Here is a 17,873-nt window from a genome sequence, read left to right as displayed (position 1 = left end):
TCCCAGCCGTTGGTCACGGTTAGGTAGCGATGATACGAACTGTCCCTGTGAAGTTCGCGTAAACCCTACAAGCAAGCACTTGCCACCCTTACCCCTTCTTCTTGGACAGGGTGGCGTACACGATGATGTTGTCCGTGTAACTGTGGGCCGTCTTGTTGAAGACGCCGCCGCAAGTGATCAGCCTGAGCTGCGCGTTCTTCGTGTTCCCGTATACCCGAGCCGTCGGGAACGAGGACTTGCTGACCTGCTCGACTCCACTCACCGTGAACCGCGTCACCTTTTTGTCCGACCGGTACACGTAGATCTGATCCCCCTTGGCCATCTCGGAGAGCCGGTAGAACACCGCCGCGCCCTTCTTGGTGCTCACGTGGCCGTTGATCACCGCGGGCCCGAGCTCGCCCGGGACCGGCGAGAACTTGTACCAGCCCGTGAGGCCGGGCTTGGTCAGCGGCGGGGTCGTGAGGTTGCCCTTGAGGTCGACGGTGACCGAACCGATCGTGGCGTTGACCTTGATCTTGGGGATCTTGATGCGGTACGGCTTCGCCTTCGCCTTCGCGGCCTTGGTCTTGGCCGGCGGGATGGCCGCGACGACCGGGGCGGCGGCCAGCGGCGGCGGCGCGTCGAGGCGGGCGGGGGTGAGCGGCACGTTCTTGCCGCCGGGGCCCACGGTCGGCGGCAGGACGAAGGCACCCGCCGCGTTCTGGATCTGGACCGTGTCGCCCGGCTGCTGGGCCTGCGGCCCGGGACCCGAGCCGTCGTCCACGGGCGGCGCCAGCGACAGCAGGCCGACCATGATGGCGCCCACCCCGCCCAGCGACCCGGCGATCAGCAGCCCGGGAAGTGCCCTGTTCAGCAGCGGCTTCTGCTCGGTCATGACTCGACTCCTCCGGCATGCTCGGCCTTGCGCCGCCGTAGCAGCAGCCCTCCTGTGGCGCTGCCCATCAGCAGCATCGAGCCGCCCGCGATCAGCCCGTACGACCCGCCGCCCGGCGGCTCGGGCGCCTCACCGGAGTCGACCCCGCCCTTGGGCGTCTTGGCGACCTGCGCCTTGACGTACTTGGTCTTGGTCGTGGTCGGTTTGGGGGTCGCCGTGCTCGTACTGGTGCGTACGCCCCCCGGTATCACGCTCACCAGGTTGTCGTTCGTGCCCGGCGGGTTGTTGTGCGGGAGCGTGGGGGTGGGTGTGGTCGGGCCCGTGGTCGGCGTGCCGGTGGGACCGGTCGGGGTGGGCGTGGTCACCGTGGGGCTCGAGGTGGGGGTCGGCGAGGTGGGGGTGGCGCCGGGCACCGGCACGTCGATGGCGCCGGGGTCGTTCTGCAGCGCGCACGTGGCCTCGTCGTGGGTCGGCGGCTCGCCCAGGTTGGCGGTGCGCACCCGGAAGGCGTCCACGTTGGCGACCTTGGCCTCGGTGTTGGTGATCTCGATCGTGTGGGGTCCGTAGGGGAGCACCGGTGACTCCCAGAGGTCCTCCTGGGACCTGGAGCCGGTCATATCGCTGCCGTCACGGTCCTTGCTCGGCTTGACCAGCCCATCGGTCACGGTGGCGCCGTCGAGGAGCACGCGCACGTCGCCGAGGTCCCGATCCCGACGGGCGATGTAGGCGACCTGCGTGCCGGTGAAGGACAGCTTCGCGCTCTCGCCCTGCTGGTCGGTCCTGTGCAGGTCGTAGAGGTAATCGCCGAACACTTTCTCCGTGTTGATCCGCTGCCAGCCGCTGGAGTAGGTGATGCTCTCGTGGTTGTTGACCATCACCTCGCCCTCGGCGGGCTGGAACCTGACGACCAACCCGCCCGGCCTGACCCGGATGGTGCCGGTCCGCTTCACCAGGCCCGCGTCCGACAGTCCGTCGGGGAGCACTAACTGGTCACCGGGCACGAGTTCGGCCTGGTCCTTGCTGCCCTTCGGGCGGAGCTGACCGTTCCAGGCGCCGGTGATGTCGACCACGCCCTCCAGGTTCAGCGTGGATCCGGCCTCGAAGAAGCCCGGTGAACCGAACCGGCGAGTGCCCTGATACTTCAGCGCCCACTCGACGTCCAGCATGCCGCCCGCGGCGATCTTGGGCGTGATCGTGGCCTCCAGCTGCACGCCGTTCGTACCGGCGACACCACTCGTGCAGAGGTACTTCGCGACGAGCGAGGACTCCGCCGACCCTGAGGGGGATGACACCACGAACGCGGCCGACGCCGCCATGCCGACCGATGCGGCGATGAACGCCTTACTCCACCGATTCACGGCACACTCCGATCAACACAGTTGGCCGAAGGTCGATCTTAGGGTCGATATCCGCCGAAGACCGCAACTACCGGCACTTGTGATGAACCCGTGTCCGCCCCCGCAAACCGGCAACAGAATCGTATTCTGTCCAGCACGACCACCCCCACTTGGAGGCGACTGATGCGGCGAGACCTCTTCGACGAGGAGCACCTGCTCTTCCAGGAGACCGTGCGCGAGTTCATGGCCCGTGAAGTCGTGCCACACCACGGCCAGTGGGAGAAGGACGGCATCGTCCCGCGTGATGTGTGGAAGAAGGCCGGAGAGATCGGCCTGTTCGGGTTCTCCGTCCCCGAGGAGTACGGCGGAGCCGGTGTCACCGACTTCCGGTTCAACGCGGTCATCGTCGAGGAGATCATCCGGCATGGCGCGTCAGGGCTCGGGTTCGGGCTGCACAACGACATCATGGCGCCGTACCTCGTCGATCTGACGGACGAGGAGCAGAAGCGGCGCTGGCTGCCCGGGTTCGTCAGCGGCGAGCTCATCACGGCGATCGGGATGACCGAGCCGGGCGCCGGGAGCGACCTGCAGGGGGTCAGGACGACCGCGGTCCTTGACGGCGATCACTACCTGGTCAACGGGCAGAAGACGTTCATCACGAACGGGATCAACGCCGACCTCGTCGTGGTGGTCGCCAAGACCGATCCCGCGGGCGGGGCGCGCGGCACCACGCTGCTGGTCGTCGAGCGGGGCATGGAGGGGTTCGGGCGGGGTCGCAATCTCGACAAGATCGGGATGAAGGCGCAGGACACGGCCGAGCTGTTCTTCGAGAACGTCCGCGTCCCCGTGGCCAACCGGCTCGGCGCCGAAGAGGGCCAGGGCTTCTTCCAGCTCATGAACAACCTGCCGCAGGAGCGGCTGTCCATCGCGGTGGCGGCGGTCGCGGCGGCGGAGACGGTGCTGGAGCAGACCATCGAGTACTGCAAGTCCCGTCAGGCTTTCGGACGAAATATCGGGTCCTTCCAGAACACCCGGTTCGTCCTGGCGGAGCTGGCCACCGAGACGGAGATCGCCCGCCACTACGTGGACAAGTGCGTCCGGGCGCTCAACGCCAAGGAGCTGACCGTGGTCGACGCCGCCAAGGCCAAGTGGTGGACCACCGAGCTCCAGAACAAGGTCATCGACCGCTGCCTCCAGTTGCACGGCGGCTACGGCTACATGATGGAGTACCCGGTCGCCAAGGCATGGATCGACAGCCGCGTCCAGAGCATCTACGGCGGCACCACCGAGATCATGAAGGAGATCATCGGAAGGTCCTTCGGGTTCTAGAACCCGGACGCACGACGCCCTCCGACCGAGGAGGGCGTCATGCGTCCGTGGTCAGCGTTGCCAGACGTCGTAGTTTCTGTTCTGGTACAGGTACGCCGGCGTGAACGAGCACCGATAGGTGTCACCGGACTTGCGAATCAGGCCCTGGTGGATGCCCATGGCCATGCCACCGTGATACCAGGGGCCACCGCTGTCGCCGCTGGCGCAGTCGGTCGAGTTCGAGACGACCATGTGCCGCAGCGAGTTGACCGAGACGTTGCGGTAGCGCACGCTGGTGCACACGCGCCCGCTGATCTTGCCGAACTTGCAGGCCGTGTCACCGACCGCCGGCATGCCTGAACGGGAGTCGGCGTAACGCTTCTTGCTGAAGTCGTAGTAGAAGGTGCGCGTGGGCGTAAAGCCGCCGGTGTCGTAATACCCGATGTCGCCCCACTTCCCCTGATGGGACCAGATTTCCATGACGCCCGTCGATCCGCCGTCGGCACTGTGATTCTTGTACGTGCTGAACTCGGTGGAACCGCAGTGCCCGGCCGTGCCGATCCGCTTGGTGCTGGAGGTGACGTACTTGAGGTTGAACCCCGCGGTGCATCCGGTCAGGTAGCCGCCACCGCGGAGGTAATCGTCCTGCGGGACCGAGGCCGGCAGGGAAGAGACCTCGACCTCGACCTTCATGCCCGTGCTGAGAGTCCGTGCGGACGCGAGCCGGTCGCGTACGGCGTCCCGCTCGGCCTGCGGCATCCCCGTCTCCCGCAGTTCCGCGGAGACATGGATCACGCCGGTCTCGATCTCGTAGTACGTGCTCGCCCCCGCGACCGCCGGGTCCGCCATCGCGGCCTCGTGCGCGTTCTCCGAAGCCGTCGCCAGCTCCGCCTCCGAGAAGCCGCGCCCGCCGACCAGCCGCACCTCTGCGGGAAGCGTCTTGGCGAGCGCGACCGCCTGCTCGGGGATCGCGTCCTTGAAACCGAACCACGCGCTGGAGCCGTCCTCGGCCCGGACCGCGCCGGAGAACTCCTGCGGGAACGCCTCCTCCAGCTCGGCCGCGACCTTCCGGTAGGCCGACGTCCAACCATGCCGATCGATCGTCTCGGCGAAGCCGGTCCCGGTGTCCTTGGCGAGGGCCGCGAGGTCGTCCAGCTCTACCGCTGACAGGTCGTCGACCATGACGTCGGGGATGCTCGCTCTGCCGTCGGGCTGGTTCGCCCAAGCCGTGGGTGAGGTGGCGGCGGTCTCGGCCACGTACGCCTCGACGGCCGCCTCAAGAGTGCCGCGCTGGTTCGCGGCCGCGCGCTTGATGCCGTCCAGGGTGGGACGCTTGATCTGGGGCTGGGTCTCCAGGGGCAGGACGATCGTGTCGTCGGCCGCCGCGGCTGGGGCATTCGCTCCGGCAAGGGGGGTGACCACGAGGGCGGCCACTGCCATGACGCGGATCCACTGTTGACCACGTGATAAGTGCACGGTTGTCTTCCTCGGTGAAGGGCGATCAAAGATCGCCCAGGGTTCCGGATCGTCAGACTCATGTCAAGATCAGCAGCCGGTGAACCACACGCGAAGCGCCCCGACACCGCATACTGGTCAGCATGTACGGCGGCCTGATCCTGCTGGTTTTCCTGGCGTTGCTGTTCGCCTGGGGCCTCAACCGCGTGCGGCGTGCGATACGCCTGGGGCCGGTGGGCTACGTCGGGGTGATGATCGTCTTCGTCATCGTCATGCTGCTCATCTATGGGCAGACGGTCCGCTAGCCGGGCAGCCCTTCGACGAAGCGGGTGAGGAGCCGCGCGAACTCCGCGCGCTCCGCGTCCGACCATCCCGTCATCGCCTCGGCGAACGCCGCCTGCCTGCCACGATGCGCCTGCTCCAGTGCGATCCGGCCGCCGTCGGTCAGCACGAGCAGCGCCCGTCGCCCGTCGGCCTGGTCCGCCCGCCGCTCGACCAGGCCGGCCGCGACGGCCGCCGCCACCAGCCTGCTCGCCCTCGGCTGGTCGACCGAGAGCGCCTCGGCCACCGTGGAGACGGTGGCGGGCGCGCTCGCGGACTCGATCACGTCGAGCACCTCGAACTCCGGACCCGGCGCGCCCTGCAGCCGCGCCAGCGCGCGCCTGCTCTGCCTGCGCCTGATGGCGACCATCGCGCGCTCGACTGCGGCAATTTCATTGTCATCGTACATATAGTTGCTATTATACATCCATGAACCGAAGAATCGGCTTCCTCCTCAAGCATGTCCACACCCTCCTTGAGGACACGATGGCCCGCGCCCTCCACGACCATGACCTCTCGCGCCGCCAATGGCAGGCACTCAACGCCGTGTCCGAGGGCGACGACCCGTACGAGGCGCTGAAGGCGTTCGACGGCGTCGGCGACGCGGTGCGCGAGCTGACCGCCAAGGGATGGATCACCGGCACCGCCCTCACCGAGGAGGGCAAGACGGCCCACGCGGCGGTCCTCGATCGCGTGGCCGAGTTCAGGCAACTCGCCATCCAGGGCGTGAGCACGCAGGACTTCCAGACCACCCTCGCGGTCCTGAACCAGATGGCCGCCAATCTGGAGGCCGCCTAACCTCCGCTGCCCTCCAGCAGCACCTGGGCCACCAGCCCCGGATCGTCGCTCATCGGCACGTGACCGCAGCCCTTGAGCAGCTTGACCCGCTGCCCCGACCACCTGGCGGCGCGTACGGCCTGGCGGCGCGGCAGCAGCCGGTCGTGCTCGCCCCAGGCGATCGTGATGGGCGACTTGGGCGGCGCGGGCGGCATCACTCCGGCGAACGCCTCCAGCGTCTCGTCGAAGCCGGGCGCACCGCCCAGCGCCTGGGTGGCGGCGATCAGCGCCGTCGGCGACAGCCGGGACGGATGGGCCACCAGGAGCCCGGCCGACAGGGCCCGGCCGAGGGGGTTCTCGGCGAGCCCGATGGCCTGCTCCGGCGGCAGCGCCCTGGCCGTGGCCCGCAGCGCGCGCAGCACCGACCGGCAGTACAGCAGCTCGGAGCGCGACCAGAAACCCGCGGGCGACAGCGCGGTGGCGGTGCGGACCACGCCGCGCGAGGCCAGCTCCAGCGCGATGTAGCCGCCGAGGGAGTTGCCCGCGACGTGCGGCTCGCGCACGCCGAGCAGCGCGCAGAACGACTCGACCGCGTCGGCGAGCGACTCCGCGGTGTACGGCGTGCCGTCGGGCAGGCCGGGTGAGACGCCGAAGCCGGGCAGGTCGACGGCGATGACAGTACGCGAGGCGGCGAGGCGGTCCATGACCGGCAGCCATGCCTGCCAGTGGTGCCCGATGCCGTGCAGGAGGATCAGTGGCTCGCCGGTGCCGCGTCGTTCGAAGGCCAGGTCCATGGCTTCGAGCCAATCACTCAGCGGCTACGGGTGGGAATCTCGAACCAGACCGCTTTGCCTTCCCTGGTGGGTCTCGACCCCCAGCGCCTGGCGAGTTGGTCCACCAGGTAAAGGCCCCGTCCGCCCTCGTCGTTCTCCCCCGCGCTGCGGATCCGCGGCAGGCGCAGGTCCTGGTCGAACACCTCGACCCAGACCGACTCCTCGCCTCTGCGCAGCCGCAGCGTGAACTCCTTGTCGCTCACCACTTCGTCCTCGAAGCCGGGCACGTCCCACGACTCCTCGAACGGCAGCGGCGGCCCCTCGACGACCAGCTCCCTACGCGGCACGCTTCCGTGGGCCGCGTGGAGCACCACGTTGGTGACGACCTCGGAGACGAGCAGGCAGGCCAGCTCGGCGCGCTCCTCGGGGACGTTCCAGCCGCCGAACGCCTCGGAGGCCATCCGGCGCGCCTCGCCTACCATGATCGGCTGGGCCGGGAACGTCCGCTCCTCGACGTCGAGGTCCGACTCGCTCGACCGGACCACCAGGATCGCCATGTCGTCGTCGATCTCGCCGGGCACCGCGACGGTCGCCGCGTCGGCCACCCGCTCCACCTCGGCGTCGGCCATCTTCGCCAGCTTCTCGCACAGGACGCCCAGCGTCTCCTCGTCGCTCGGCATCCGGCCGTCACGGCCGGGGCGGCGGTCGACCAGGCCGTCGGTGTAGAGGAGCAGCGCCGCGCCGGGCGGCAGCGTGCGCGTCTCCTCCTTGTAGACGAGGTCGGCGTGCAGGCCCTTGGCGCGTACGCCCAACGGCTGGCCGACCTCCTCGATGTCGAGCTCGACGCACTGGCCGTCGACGAGCAGCAACGGCGGCGCGTGCCCGGCGTTGGCGAACGACAGCTGCCGCGACCAGGCGTCGTAGACGAGGTATTGGCAGGTCACGATCGGCGGGACGCTGATGTCGGCGCCGCTGTCGTCCTTCTCGGGAGTGGCGATGATGCGGGTCCACTCGTCGAGCCTGGCCAGGATGTCGGCCGGTGACTTGTCGTCCTGCGCGAAGGCCCGCAGCGCCGCCCTGAGCTGGCCCATGATGGCCGCGGCCTTGGCGCCCCGGCCCTCCACGTCGCCGATGACGATGCCGACGCGACCGGCCGACAGCGGGATCACGTCGTACCAGTCGCCGCCGACCTGGGTCTGGATGCCCTGGCCGTGGGAGGCGAGCGGCGCCGCCGGGTAGTAGCGCACCGCGATCTGCAGGCCGTCGAGCTGGGGCAGCGCGCGCGGCAGCAGGTGCTTCTGGAAGGACTCGGCGGTGTGCCGCTCCTCCTCGAACAGCAGCGCGTTGTCGATCGCGAGCGCGACCCGGGTGGCGATGGCGCCGACGAAGTCGCGGTCGAAGGCGTCGTAGTGGGGGCTGCGGCGGTCGGTCAGGTTGGACAGCCCGAGGTACATCAGGCCGAGCGTCTCGCCGCGTACGCACAAGGGGGCCACGATGGCGGAGGTCATGCCGACCTCGCCGCACAGCTTGGCGCTGCCCTCGCTCGGCGACGGGAAGCTGCTGACGGCGAAGTCCTCGACGAGGATGGTCTCCTGGCGGCGCAGCGCGGTGTCGGCGTAGTGGGAGGCGGGGTAGCGGATCTCCGCGCCCACGGGCTTCCAGGTGCCGGCCGGTGGGCTCCAGCCCTGTACGTGCTGCGAGACCCGCCGGACCAGCCGGTCGCCCTCCATCAACTCGATGAAGCAGTGGTCGGCGAACTGCGGGACGAGCATCTCGGCCACCCGCTTGAGCGTCTCCTCGACGTAAAGAGAGCCGGCCAGCCGCTCGCCGATGCGCTCCAGCAGGCCGAAGCGGTCCTTCTCCCGCTCGTTGCTGCGCAGCGCCTCGCGGGCGGTGACGACGATGCCGGTCACCGACCCCGAGGGGTGGCGCAACGGCACGGCCTGGGCGCGGACGTAGACGATCGTGCCGTCACCCCGCCGTACGTCGAAGGTGCCCTCCCACACGCCGCCCTTGAGCACATGCTTGGTGAGCTCGATGGCGAGCGGGTGGTCCTTCTCCATGATGCCCAGCGACAGCATCGAGGTGTCACGTGACGACTTCGACGGGCGGCCGAAGAGCTTCTCGGCGAACGGGTTCCAATAGAGGAGATTGCTGAAACGGTCGGTCACCACGACCGCCATCTCGGCATGATCAAGCACGGATTCAGCCGCCAGATGATCAGCCTCTTCCTGGGACACATCCCCCCAACGCTTCATCCGGAGACCACTCCTAGGGAGGGCATGTGCGCAATGCGAACCACGGGCACTCCTGCAACAGCGTCGACCGGCCGGGAGTGGAGGGCCTCCCAATAGGGATTCAACCAAGGAGTAGCGGGCGAGTCAGCGCCTGGAGACGAAAACATGCGCGGCAACGTCACGCGGAAGCTCCGCGAGAGTGTCGTTCGCGTCACCGTCACCTGTCACCCGCACACCGTCGTCGCTCGCCGCGAGCGTCACCTCGCGTCCGGGTTGTATCCCAACTTGCTTGAGTTTAAGCATCACAGCAGGATCGCTTTGCACTTGTTCGCTAATTCGCCGCACGACCACGGGTATATCTCTTGGTCCGGCGAGGTCGGACATGGACGTCAAGAGGCTGGGGCCACCCTCTATGGGCTCTCTGGCGCCCAGCTCGCCCAGCCCGGGAATCGGGTTGCCGTGCGGGCAGACCGTCGGGTTGTCGAGCAGCGTCACCAGCCGGGTCTCCACGGACTCGGACATCACGTGCTCCCAGCGGCACGCCTCGATGTGCACGTCTTCCCAGGGCAGGCCGATCACCTCGGTCAGCAGGCACTCCGCGAGCCGGTGCTTGCGCATCACGCGCGTGGCCAGGGTGCGCCCGAGGTCGGTCATCGACAGGTGGCGGTCACCTTCGACGCGGACCAGGCCGTCGCGCTCCATCCGGGCCACAGTCTGGCTCACGGTGGGACCGCTCTGCTGGAGCCGCTCCGCGATGCGCGCGCGCAACGGGACGATGCCCTCCTCCTCGAGCTCGAAAATCGTGCGGAGGTACATCTCCGTGGTGTCGATCAGGCCGTGTGCGGTCAAGGCTCCTCCCAACTGAATGCTACGCCGGTCAGGGCATGGACTGGACCCGTCGGCGACGGGCACAGAAGTCACACGGGAACCCTATGGGGAGAACGAGCGACCATGGTGATGGACGACAACACCGGGGCAGCCCGGTTCCTTCCCGACCGCCTCGATCTCGCCGCGCTGCGGCGGGCCGCGGCCGGGTGTCAGGGCTGCGACCTGTTCAGGAACGCCACCCAGACCGTGTTCGGCGAGGGCCCGGCCGGCGCGCGGTTCATGCTGGTCGGTGAGGAACCTGGGGACCAGGAGGACCGCCAGGGCGCGCCGTTCGTCGGCCCCGCGGGGCGCGTGCTGGATCGAGGGCTGGAGGAGGCGGGCATCGAGCGCGACGACGTCTACGTGACGAATGCCGTCAAGCACTTCTCCTTCACGCTCAGGGGCAAGAGGCGCATCCACCAGAAGCCGACGGCCGCCGAGATCGACGCCTGCCACCCCTGGCTGGCCTCCGAGCTGGCCGTGGTCCATCCGAAGGTGGTCGTGGTGCTCGGCGCGACCGCCGCGCGGGCGCTGCTCGGCAAGGACTTCCGGGTGACGAGGCAGCGCGGCGAGCCGGTCCCGCTGGGCGAGGCGCTGGCGGTCGCCACGATCCACCCGTCGGCTGTGCTGCGGGCTCCTGACCGGGACGAGGCGTACGCGGGCTTCCTCGCCGATCTCAAGGTGGCCGCGCGCACCGCCTGATCCATGGGCACCGCCCGAGCCGCGCGTACGGCTAACCGTCGGCTGACTGTCGGCTGACCGTCGGCGAACCGGCCCGGTAGTTCCGGAAGCTCGGCACCGACAGGCCGACGATCAGGACCGCGACGGCGCACGCCAGCCCGCCGCCCACCCACGCCCACGTCAGCCCGAACCACACGGCGGTCACCCCGGCCCGCAGGTCGCCCAGGCGCGGCCCGCCCGCCACGACGACCATGAACGCCCCCTGCATCCGCCCGCGCATCTCGTCGGGAGCGTGCAGCTGCAGGATGGACTGCCGCCAGACCGACGAGACCATGTCGGCCACGCCCCCAACAGCCATCAGCACGACCATGAGCCAGAGCTGCTGGGCTAACCCGGCCGCGGCCACGCTGAGCCCCCAGAGCGCGATCGTGACCGTCAGCGCCACCCCCTGGCGGCGTACCCGGCCCACCCAGCCGGAGCCGAGCGCGCCGAGCACCGCGCCGATGGCCATGCCGGCCGACAGCCAGCCGAGCGCGATCGGCGAGCCGTCGAAGCGCTCGGACACGGCCTGCGGGATCAGCGCCCTGGGCAGCGCGAACACCATCGCGATGATGTCCACGACGAACGACATCAGCAGGACCGGCCCGGTCGCGATGTAGCGCAGGCCGTCGATCACCGAGCGCCAGCCGGGCCGCTGGATCTCGCCCATGGGGAGCAGCCGGGGCAGCCGGATCGCCGCGTACAAGCTGGCCGTGAAGAGCACCGCGTCGATCCCGTACGCCAGCGCGTAGCCCTGCCAGGCCAGCAGCACGCCCGCGATCATCGGCCCGATGATCGCGCCGAACCCGAACACCAGCGAGTTGAGCGCGTTGGCGGCGGGCACCAGCTCGGCGGGCAGGATCCTCGGGATGATCGCGCCGCGGGCGGGCGAGGTCATCGCGAACCCGGTGGCGCTCACGGCCGCGGCGAGCAGCAGCAGGTAGACGTTGCCCAGGCCGAGGAGGGCCTGGGCCAGGATGAAGAGCGTCGCGCCCCAGGAGATGAGCGAGCTGGTGATCAGCAGCCGGCGCCGGTCGACCGCGTCGGCGAACGCCCCGCCCCACAGCCCGAACACCATGAGCGGGAGCAGGTTGGCCAGACCCAGCAGGCCGACCCAGAAAGAGGACTGGGTGAGGTCCCAAACCTGCTTGCTGACCGCGACGACGGTCACGCCGATGCCGATGTTGGCGATGGCCTGACCGGACCAGAGACGCCTATAGGTGGGAACGCCCAGCGGCCGTATGTCTATGAGATGACGCTTGACCAGCTCCCCGATTGCCACTTTAGGCACATTAAGGGGCAAGCCTCTCCAGAACCCATCCGGGGCGGGTTCGCCGGTAGCGCAGCCTGTCATGCATCCTGTCAAGCTGCCCCTGCCAGAACTCCACTTCCAGCGGGCTGACCCGGAACCCACCCCAGAAGTCGGGCACGGGCGGATGCTCCGGCCATCGGGCGGCGAGCTCGTCGTATCGGGCGTCCAGCTCCTCCCTGGACCGCACGACCGCGGACTGGCGAGAGGCCCAGGCCCCGATCCGCGAGCCGTACGGCCTGGAGTTGAAGTAGTCGGCCGACTCCTCGTGCGAGAGCCGTACGACCGTGCCCTCGATCCGCACCTGGCGGCGGATCGGGTGCCAGGGGAACAGCAGCGACGCGCGGGCGTTCTCGGCCAGGTCGCGGCCCTTGCGCGACTCGTAGTTGGTGTAGAAGACGAACCCCTGCTCGTCATAGCCCTTCAGCAGAACGGTCCTGGCGCTCGGCCGGCCGCCGGCCGAGGCCGTGGCCAGCACCATGGCGTTCGGTTCCGGCAGGCCGGCCGTGAGCGCCTCCTGGAACCAGGTGGCGAATTGGGTGATCGGATCGGCGGAGAGATCGGCTTCGAGCAGCGGCTCGCCCTCATACGTACGGCGAAGCCCCGCCAGCGCGGGCGGGCGCGAGGTGGCATCCACGAGACGGTATTCTTGCGCGCTTGGTGGCAGATCCCACACAACACTCCCTACCAGCGGCTTTCGCGTTCCGGCGGGTCCGGAGACCGACCACGGGCGGGTAGGGGGTTAAATTGACCCGCCGGTATCTCGACATCAAGGCATTGCCGCAACATGGCAAGAAAGGGAGGCGGCCGAGAATGTCCGACTTCAAACCCGGCCTCGAGGGCGTTGTAGCTTTCGAGACCGAGATCGCGGAACCGGACAAAGAAGGGGGCGCCCTTCGCTACCGGGGTGTCGACATCGAGGAGTTGGTCGGCCGTGTCCCCTTCGGGCACGTCTGGGGCCTGCTGGTCGACAACAAGTTCCAGCCGGGCCTGCCCCCGGCGGAGCCGTACCCCATTCCTGTCCACTCAGGTGACATCCGCGTAGACGTACAGAGCGCGCTGGCCATGCTGGCCCCGGCCTACGGCTTCAAGGCGCTCCTCGACATCAGTGACGAGGAGGCCCGCGACCAGCTCGCGCGCGCCTCCGTGATGGCGCTGTCCTTCGTGGCGCAGTCGGCGCGCGGCCTCGGCCTGCCGATGGTGCCGCAGAGCCGCGTCGACGAGGCCAAGACCATCGTCGAGCGGTTCATGGTCCGCTGGCGTGGCGAGCCCGACCCCAACCACGTCAAGGCCATCGACGCTTACTGGACCTCGGCCGCCGAGCACGGCATGAACGCCTCCACGTTCACCGCCAGGGTCATCGCCTCCACCGGCGCCGACGTGGCCGCCGCGCTCTCCGGTGCCGTCGGCGCCATGTCCGGCCCGCTGCACGGCGGTGCTCCGGCCCGGGTGCTGCACATGATCGAAGGCGTCGAGCACCTGGGCGACGCCAAGAAGTACGTGCAGAGCGAGCTCGACAAGGGCAGCCGGCTGATGGGCTTCGGCCATCGCGTCTACCGTGCCGAGGACCCGCGCGCGCGGGTGCTGCGCCGTACCGCGAAGGAGCTCAACGCGCCCCGTTACGAGGTCGCCGCCGCTCTGGAGCAGGCCGCGCTGGAGGAACTGCACGCGCGCAAGCCCGACCGGGTGCTCGCCACGAACGTCGAGTACTGGGCGGCCGTGGTGCTGGACTTCGCCGAGGTGCCCTCGCACATGTTCACCTCGATGTTCACCTGCGCCCGTACGGCCGGTTGGGCCGCGCACATCCTGGAGCAGAAGCTCACGGGCCGCCTGGTCCGCCCGAGCGCCAAGTACATCGGCCCGGCGTCGCGTCCCCTCAGCGACGTTCCCGGCGCCTCCGAGGTCGTCGGCACCATCTGACGTCTCGATCCCGCTGTTCGTACGGCTGCCGCGTTTCGACGCGGCAGCCGTACTTTCATTTCATCCGGGCTTCATTGGGGCGCGGTGTCGGGCAGGCCGGCGCACACGGCGTCCTTCGGGGGCGGCTCGGTGGCGTCCAGCGAGCCGCAGCGGACGACCGGCTTCGGGTTGCCCGCTCGCGCCACGTCCACCTTCATGATCGCGAAAGCCTTGTCGACCGGGGCGTGCAGATCGGCGGAGCCGAAGTCGATCTTCCCGCTGGAGCCGTTCCAGACCCGCCGGGTCAGCCGGTACAGGATGTCGCCCCGGCTGGGCAGGCCGCCGCCCTCCTGCGCTCCGGCCCGGTAGGCGGTACTGGCCGCCTGGTAGAGCACGTTGGCCGCGTCGAAGGTGAGGATGAGATTGTCGTCGGAGGACTTCGGGTGCGCGCCCGCGAGCAGGCCGCTGATGAACGCGGTCTGCTTGGTGGCGCTCTGGTTCCACAGCGCCCGGTGCGCCAGCGCCACGTAGTAGACCTCCATCTGCTTCATGTGGGCGATCTCACCCGCGTGGTCGGCCATCGCCCTGACGACGTCGTCGCCCGCGAGCACCTTCGCGTCCTTGCAGCCGCTGCCCTCTATTGAGGTCAGGAAGCCGAGGAACTCCGAAGCCCGCCCGGCATAGAGGAACACGTCCGGTTTGAGGCCACAGGCCGCCACAGCGGCCTCCTGGATGCCGCCCGACTCGACGTTGTAGTCCTTCGGCTCCTTGACCGTGATGCCCTGCGCCTTCAGCGCCGTCCCGAAGTCGTCGGCCAAGTTCTTCGTGTACTGGTCGGTGATCGATTCGTCCTGGACGATGACCGCGGACGGCTTGTCCACGTCCGCGAGCAGCATGCGCCGGGCGAACCGCGCGCCCAGCGTCGCCTCACGGAAGTTGGTCGGCCCCACCTGGAAGTAGTAGGGGGACGGCTGGCCGGGCCGCTTGCCGTCGGCGGAGTCGCCGACGTAGCCGATCCGGTCCGCCGTCGCCGTGGTCGCCACCATCGGGATCTTCGCCAGGTGCAACTCCTCGATCGCCTGGCTGACGCCCTCCACGCTGCGCGGCAGGCCGATCACGCCCACCACGTGCGGGTCCCGCGCGGCGAGCTCGGTGATGAGCTGCGCCGTCCGGCGGCCGTGGCGGAAGTTGTCGCCGGCGTTGGCGATCAGCACCTGCAGCCGGGGCGTGGTGCTGGCGGTCCGCTGCTGCTCCTCCACCGCCTCCAGCTCGGACAGGGCGGTCGACAGCCGGGTGTCGTTCGCCTCCGTCTTCGTGATCGAGAATTCGCCGAACAGGACCACGCTGACGTACCGTCCCGAGCCGATGGCGTAGGCGTTGTTCGCGTCGATCTTCTTGACCAGGTCCTTCACGGCACCGTCGAAGAGGTCGTTCGGCGTGGCGCCGGTGGCGTTCACGATGCCGACGCACTCGGTGCCGCTCCGCTCCGCCCATTGCAGGCCGCCGCAGTGCGCGGCCCTGTCCCGCTGCACCCAGAAGACCAGGGCGAACGGCAGGACCAGCAGCAGCCCTATGGCCGTCCAATAGGCCAGGGCCCGCTTCCTGCGCGGCAGCACCGGCGGGTACTCCCCGACGGCGGGCATGTCCGTGGCCCGGATGCCGATCCTCAGGTCAGGGACGCGGAACCGGGCCGCGGCCCGCCACCGCCCGACGACCTCGGGCAACTGGCCCAGCTCCGCGGTCCCGATCGGCGGTCCGGGCGGGACGGAGGACACGGCCGCCAGCACGACCATCGGCGGCAGCAACCCGGTCGTCCTGGTGGTCTCCTCCACCAGCCGCAGGAACCGCGCGTTGACCCCGTCGGGATCGACGACCTCGATCAGCAGCAGGGCGTACAGCCCCCTGCCCCAGCTCGGCCACGGGATGATCCACTTCTTGTACGCCTCGCGGAGGTCGCGCATCAGCGCGTGGACCAATAACCGTTCGACGTCCGTGTCGTCACGCTTGACATCCGCGTCGTCATCCGCGCCCTTGGCATTGGCCAGGCGTAGCGCGTACTTGGCGGGCCCCTCGAACGGATCCCGCCGTATATACGGCTGATTGCGGAGCCAGCCAGTGAACAGTGTCCCCCTGATCGAGAAGAAGGCCTGGCCGGTGGTGCCGAGCGCGGCCACCAACAGGCCGAGCACCCACGGAGCGAGGCCGACGAGATCGGCGGGACCGTTGAACCACCAGACGGCCAGCGTGCCGACCGGCACCCAGGTCGTCGCGGCGCGCGCCAGGAAGTCGGCAGAGGTCCTGCGCCCCCGGTCGCTGTCGCGGCTGCTCCGCTGCCAATCCTTGAGCCGTTCCTTGAACATCCGGTAGCCCGTGTGCGTGCCCGGAGCCGGCAGCCAGCCCTCGGACTTGTTGCCCGGCGGCGGCAGGTGCCGCTGCTTCCTCGCCCACAGCACGAACCGCGCCAGTGGGAAGCGCGGCGGCGGCAGCAGCGACCCGCCCACCGGGTTGCCCAGCTCGCCCTGCTCCCCCGCCAGAGCCTCCACCAGCTCCTGGATCGACTTGTGCGCGCCCTCCTTGACGTGGGCGTAGGGCACGGAGTCCTGGAACGGCTCGGCGAGCAGCTTGGCCGCGGCGAGCGCCTCAGGGCCCGTCACGAGCACCGTGGGCAACGGCGGGTCGGCCCGCCAGAACACCGGCCGGCGAATCAACGCTTCGACGACACTCCGCAGATCGGCCACCCGGACTCCTCCAGCCGGACCTCACCCCGTGTTGCTGGTCCAACGAATGATCGAGGGAAATGGTTCATCATTTCTCAGGATCCGGACCCGGGTCCAGGCAAGCTCCTCGGGTAAGTACCCTTGGTCAGGTGGCTGACATCGTGATTCCCGCTGACATCAAGCCCGTCGACGGCCGCTTCGGCTGCGGGCCCTCGAAGGTTCGCACCGAGCAACTGGCCGCGCTCGCCGCCTCCGGCGCGAGCGTCATGGGCACTTCACACCGCCAGAAGCCGGTCAAGAACCTGGTCGGCCGCGTACGCGCCGGCCTCACCGACCTGTTCGCGCTCCCCGAGGGCTACCAGGTCGTGCTGGGCAACGGCGGCACCACCGCGTTCTGGGACATCGCCTCCTTCGGGCTCATCCGGGAGCGGTCGCAGCACCTGTCGTTCGGCGAGTTCTCCTCGAAGTTCGCCACCGTCGCCAAGAAGGCTCCCTGGCTCGGCGAGCCGACGGTGATCAAGTCGGAGGTGGGCACCTACCCGGCCGCGGTGGCCGAGGACGGCATCGACGTCTACGCGCTCACCCACAACGAGACCTCGACCGGCGTGGCCATGCCGATCGAGCGGGTCGGCTCCGATGATTCCCTGGTGCTCGTCGACGCCACCTCCGGTGCGGGCGGCCTGCCGGTGTCCATCGACGAGACCGACGTCTACTACTTCGCCCCGCAGAAGAGCTTCGCCTCCGACGGCGGCCTGTGGATCGCGCTCATGTCGCCGCGCGCCCTGGCCAGGGTCGAGGAGATCGCCGCCACCGACCGCTACGTGCCGGAGTTCTTCAGCCTGCCGGTGGCGATCGACAACTCCAGCAAGGACCAGACCTACAACACCCCGTCGGTGGCGACGCTGTTCCTGCTGGCCGACCAGCTCGACTGGATGAACGGCAACGGCGGCCTGGCCTGGACCACCGCCCGCACCGCCGACTCCGCCCAGCGCCTCTACACCTGGGCCGACAAGACCTCCTACACCACGCCGTTCGCGGCTCCCGAGTTCCGCTCGCAGGTGGTCGGCACGATCGACTTCTCCGACGACGTGGACGCGGCGGCCGTGGCCAAGGCGCTACGCGCCAACGGCATCGTCGACACCGAGCCCTACCGCAAGCTCGGCCGCAACCAGCTGCGCGTGGCGATGTTCCCGGCCATCGACCCGGCCGACGTCGAGGCGCTGACGGTCTGCGTCGACTACGTGGTCGAGCGTCTTTGACCCGTCGCGCCGGTTACGTG

16 protein-coding genes are annotated in these 17,873 nt (G+C 69.2%); 6 read left to right on the top strand and 10 right to left on the bottom strand.

The window, feature by feature from the left end; all coding sequences use genetic code 11:
• Positions 1 to 88 precede the first annotated feature (88 nt).
• Entirely contained in the window at positions 89 to 874 is a 786-nt protein-coding gene (locus tag ACIBO2_RS50055; RefSeq protein ID WP_358554683.1) for a class F sortase, read from the bottom strand.
• On the bottom strand, positions 871 to 2,232 hold the full coding sequence (locus ACIBO2_RS50050; RefSeq protein WP_397304642.1) for a hypothetical protein: 1,362 nt from the start codon (positions 2,230 to 2,232) through the stop codon (positions 871 to 873). The genes ACIBO2_RS50055 and ACIBO2_RS50050 overlap by 4 nt, the downstream gene beginning before the upstream one ends.
• A 162-nt stretch (positions 2,233 to 2,394) precedes the next feature.
• Here ACIBO2_RS50050 and ACIBO2_RS50045 point away from each other — a divergent pair, with 162 nt between their 5' ends.
• Complete coding sequence (locus ACIBO2_RS50045; protein ID WP_358554678.1) at positions 2,395 to 3,540, top strand: acyl-CoA dehydrogenase family protein; 1,146 nt, start codon at positions 2,395 to 2,397, stop codon at positions 3,538 to 3,540.
• A gap of 51 nt (positions 3,541 to 3,591) precedes the next feature.
• On the opposite strand, the gene ACIBO2_RS50040 is transcribed toward ACIBO2_RS50045, so the two are convergent.
• Positions 3,592 to 4,959 carry a S1 family peptidase gene (locus tag ACIBO2_RS50040; RefSeq protein WP_358554675.1) on the bottom strand — a complete coding sequence of 456 codons (1,368 nt, stop codon included), beginning with the start codon at positions 4,957 to 4,959 and terminating at the stop codon, positions 3,592 to 3,594.
• Between the two features lie 158 nt (positions 4,960 to 5,117).
• Here ACIBO2_RS50040 and ACIBO2_RS50035 point away from each other — a divergent pair, with 158 nt between their 5' ends.
• Positions 5,118 to 5,279 carry a hypothetical protein gene (locus ACIBO2_RS50035; protein WP_358554672.1) on the top strand — a complete coding sequence of 54 codons (162 nt, stop codon included), beginning with the start codon at positions 5,118 to 5,120 and terminating at the stop codon, positions 5,277 to 5,279.
• Here the strand turns inward: ACIBO2_RS50035 and ACIBO2_RS50030 are convergent.
• Positions 5,276 to 5,704 (bottom strand): MarR family winged helix-turn-helix transcriptional regulator, encoded by a 429-nt coding sequence (locus tag ACIBO2_RS50030; protein ID WP_397304641.1) that lies wholly within the window; start codon positions 5,702 to 5,704, stop codon positions 5,276 to 5,278. The two genes, ACIBO2_RS50035 and ACIBO2_RS50030, sit on opposite strands and share 4 nt — an antisense overlap.
• 20 nt (positions 5,705 to 5,724) lie before the next feature.
• On the opposite strand from ACIBO2_RS50030, the gene ACIBO2_RS50025 reads away from it, so the two are divergent.
• Positions 5,725 to 6,093: a hypothetical protein gene (locus tag ACIBO2_RS50025; protein ID WP_358554669.1), complete on the top strand. Its 369-nt coding sequence runs from the start codon at positions 5,725 to 5,727 to the stop codon at positions 6,091 to 6,093.
• On the opposite strand, the gene ACIBO2_RS50020 is transcribed toward ACIBO2_RS50025, so the two are convergent.
• The 3 genes from ACIBO2_RS50020 to ACIBO2_RS50010 form a co-directional block, all read right to left on the bottom strand.
• A complete protein-coding gene (locus tag ACIBO2_RS50020) occupies positions 6,090 to 6,866 on the bottom strand; it encodes an alpha/beta fold hydrolase (RefSeq protein WP_358554666.1) in 777 nt (258 codons plus the stop codon). The genes ACIBO2_RS50025 and ACIBO2_RS50020 overlap by 4 nt on opposite strands.
• Positions 6,867 to 6,883: 17 nt before the next feature.
• On the bottom strand, positions 6,884 to 9,103 hold the full coding sequence (locus ACIBO2_RS50015) for a SpoIIE family protein phosphatase (RefSeq protein ID WP_357959827.1): 2,220 nt from the start codon (positions 9,101 to 9,103) through the stop codon (positions 6,884 to 6,886).
• 123 nt (positions 9,104 to 9,226) lie between these two features.
• Positions 9,227 to 9,931, bottom strand: a complete 705-nt coding sequence (locus ACIBO2_RS50010; RefSeq protein WP_358554663.1) for a metal-dependent transcriptional regulator — start codon at positions 9,929 to 9,931, stop codon at positions 9,227 to 9,229.
• Between the two features lie 102 nt (positions 9,932 to 10,033).
• On the opposite strand from ACIBO2_RS50010, the gene ACIBO2_RS50005 reads away from it, so the two are divergent.
• Positions 10,034 to 10,651, top strand: a complete 618-nt coding sequence (locus ACIBO2_RS50005) for a UdgX family uracil-DNA binding protein (protein WP_357959821.1) — start codon at positions 10,034 to 10,036, stop codon at positions 10,649 to 10,651.
• Between the two features lie 31 nt (positions 10,652 to 10,682).
• On the opposite strand, the gene ACIBO2_RS50000 is transcribed toward ACIBO2_RS50005, so the two are convergent.
• Positions 10,683 to 11,951, bottom strand: coding sequence for an MFS transporter (locus tag ACIBO2_RS50000; RefSeq protein WP_358554660.1), 1,269 nt, complete (start codon positions 11,949 to 11,951; stop codon positions 10,683 to 10,685).
• Between the two features lie 10 nt (positions 11,952 to 11,961).
• Positions 11,962 to 12,615 (bottom strand): pyridoxamine 5'-phosphate oxidase, encoded by a 654-nt coding sequence (gene pdxH, locus ACIBO2_RS49995; RefSeq protein ID WP_225294082.1) that lies wholly within the window; start codon positions 12,613 to 12,615, stop codon positions 11,962 to 11,964.
• 176 nt (positions 12,616 to 12,791) lie between these two features.
• Here pdxH and ACIBO2_RS49990 point away from each other — a divergent pair, with 176 nt between their 5' ends.
• A complete protein-coding gene (locus ACIBO2_RS49990; RefSeq protein ID WP_214643257.1) occupies positions 12,792 to 13,898 on the top strand; it encodes a citrate synthase 2 in 1,107 nt (368 codons plus the stop codon).
• Positions 13,899 to 13,969: 71 nt separating this feature from the next.
• Here ACIBO2_RS49990 and ACIBO2_RS49985 read toward each other — a convergent pair whose 3' ends face one another.
• A complete protein-coding gene (locus ACIBO2_RS49985) occupies positions 13,970 to 16,615 on the bottom strand; it encodes an ABC transporter substrate-binding protein (RefSeq protein ID WP_358554657.1) in 2,646 nt (881 codons plus the stop codon).
• Positions 16,616 to 16,743: 128 nt separating this feature from the next.
• Here ACIBO2_RS49985 and serC point away from each other — a divergent pair, with 128 nt between their 5' ends.
• Positions 16,744 to 17,853 (top strand): phosphoserine transaminase, encoded by a 1,110-nt coding sequence (serC, locus tag ACIBO2_RS49980; protein WP_397304640.1) that lies wholly within the window; start codon positions 16,744 to 16,746, stop codon positions 17,851 to 17,853.
• The last annotated feature ends 20 nt before the right edge of the window (positions 17,854 to 17,873 follow it).

The sequence above is a fragment of the Nonomuraea sp. NPDC050022 genome (assembly GCF_044460705.1).
Lineage (GTDB): Bacteria > Actinomycetota > Actinomycetes > Streptosporangiales > Streptosporangiaceae > Nonomuraea.
The sequence above is the reverse complement of the archived record's forward strand: the minus strand, read 5'-3'. Positions and strand labels throughout refer to the sequence as shown.

What these genes read in the sequence shown, in the direction of transcription:
- ACIBO2_RS49990 (WP_214643257.1), top strand. Translation starts at nt 12,792, where the DNA reads ATGTCCGACTTCAAACCCGGCCTCGAGGGCGTTGTAGCTTTCGAGACC.
- ACIBO2_RS50030 (WP_397304641.1), bottom strand. Translation starts at nt 5,704, where the DNA reads ATGTACGATGACAATGAAATTGCCGCAGTCGAGCGCGCGATGGTCGCC.
- ACIBO2_RS50040 (WP_358554675.1), bottom strand. Translation starts at nt 4,959, where the DNA reads ATGGCAGTGGCCGCCCTCGTGGTCACCCCCCTTGCCGGAGCGAATGCC.
- ACIBO2_RS50035 (WP_358554672.1), top strand. Translation starts at nt 5,118, where the DNA reads ATGTACGGCGGCCTGATCCTGCTGGTTTTCCTGGCGTTGCTGTTCGCC.
- ACIBO2_RS50055 (WP_358554683.1), bottom strand. Translation starts at nt 874, where the DNA reads ATGACCGAGCAGAAGCCGCTGCTGAACAGGGCACTTCCCGGGCTGCTG.
- ACIBO2_RS50045 (WP_358554678.1), top strand. Translation starts at nt 2,395, where the DNA reads ATGCGGCGAGACCTCTTCGACGAGGAGCACCTGCTCTTCCAGGAGACC.
- ACIBO2_RS50015 (WP_357959827.1), bottom strand. Translation starts at nt 9,103, where the DNA reads ATGAAGCGTTGGGGGGATGTGTCCCAGGAAGAGGCTGATCATCTGGCG.
- ACIBO2_RS50025 (WP_358554669.1), top strand. Translation starts at nt 5,725, where the DNA reads ATGAACCGAAGAATCGGCTTCCTCCTCAAGCATGTCCACACCCTCCTT.
- ACIBO2_RS50020 (WP_358554666.1), bottom strand. Translation starts at nt 6,866, where the DNA reads ATGGACCTGGCCTTCGAACGACGCGGCACCGGCGAGCCACTGATCCTC.
- ACIBO2_RS50005 (WP_357959821.1), top strand. Translation starts at nt 10,034, where the DNA reads ATGGTGATGGACGACAACACCGGGGCAGCCCGGTTCCTTCCCGACCGC.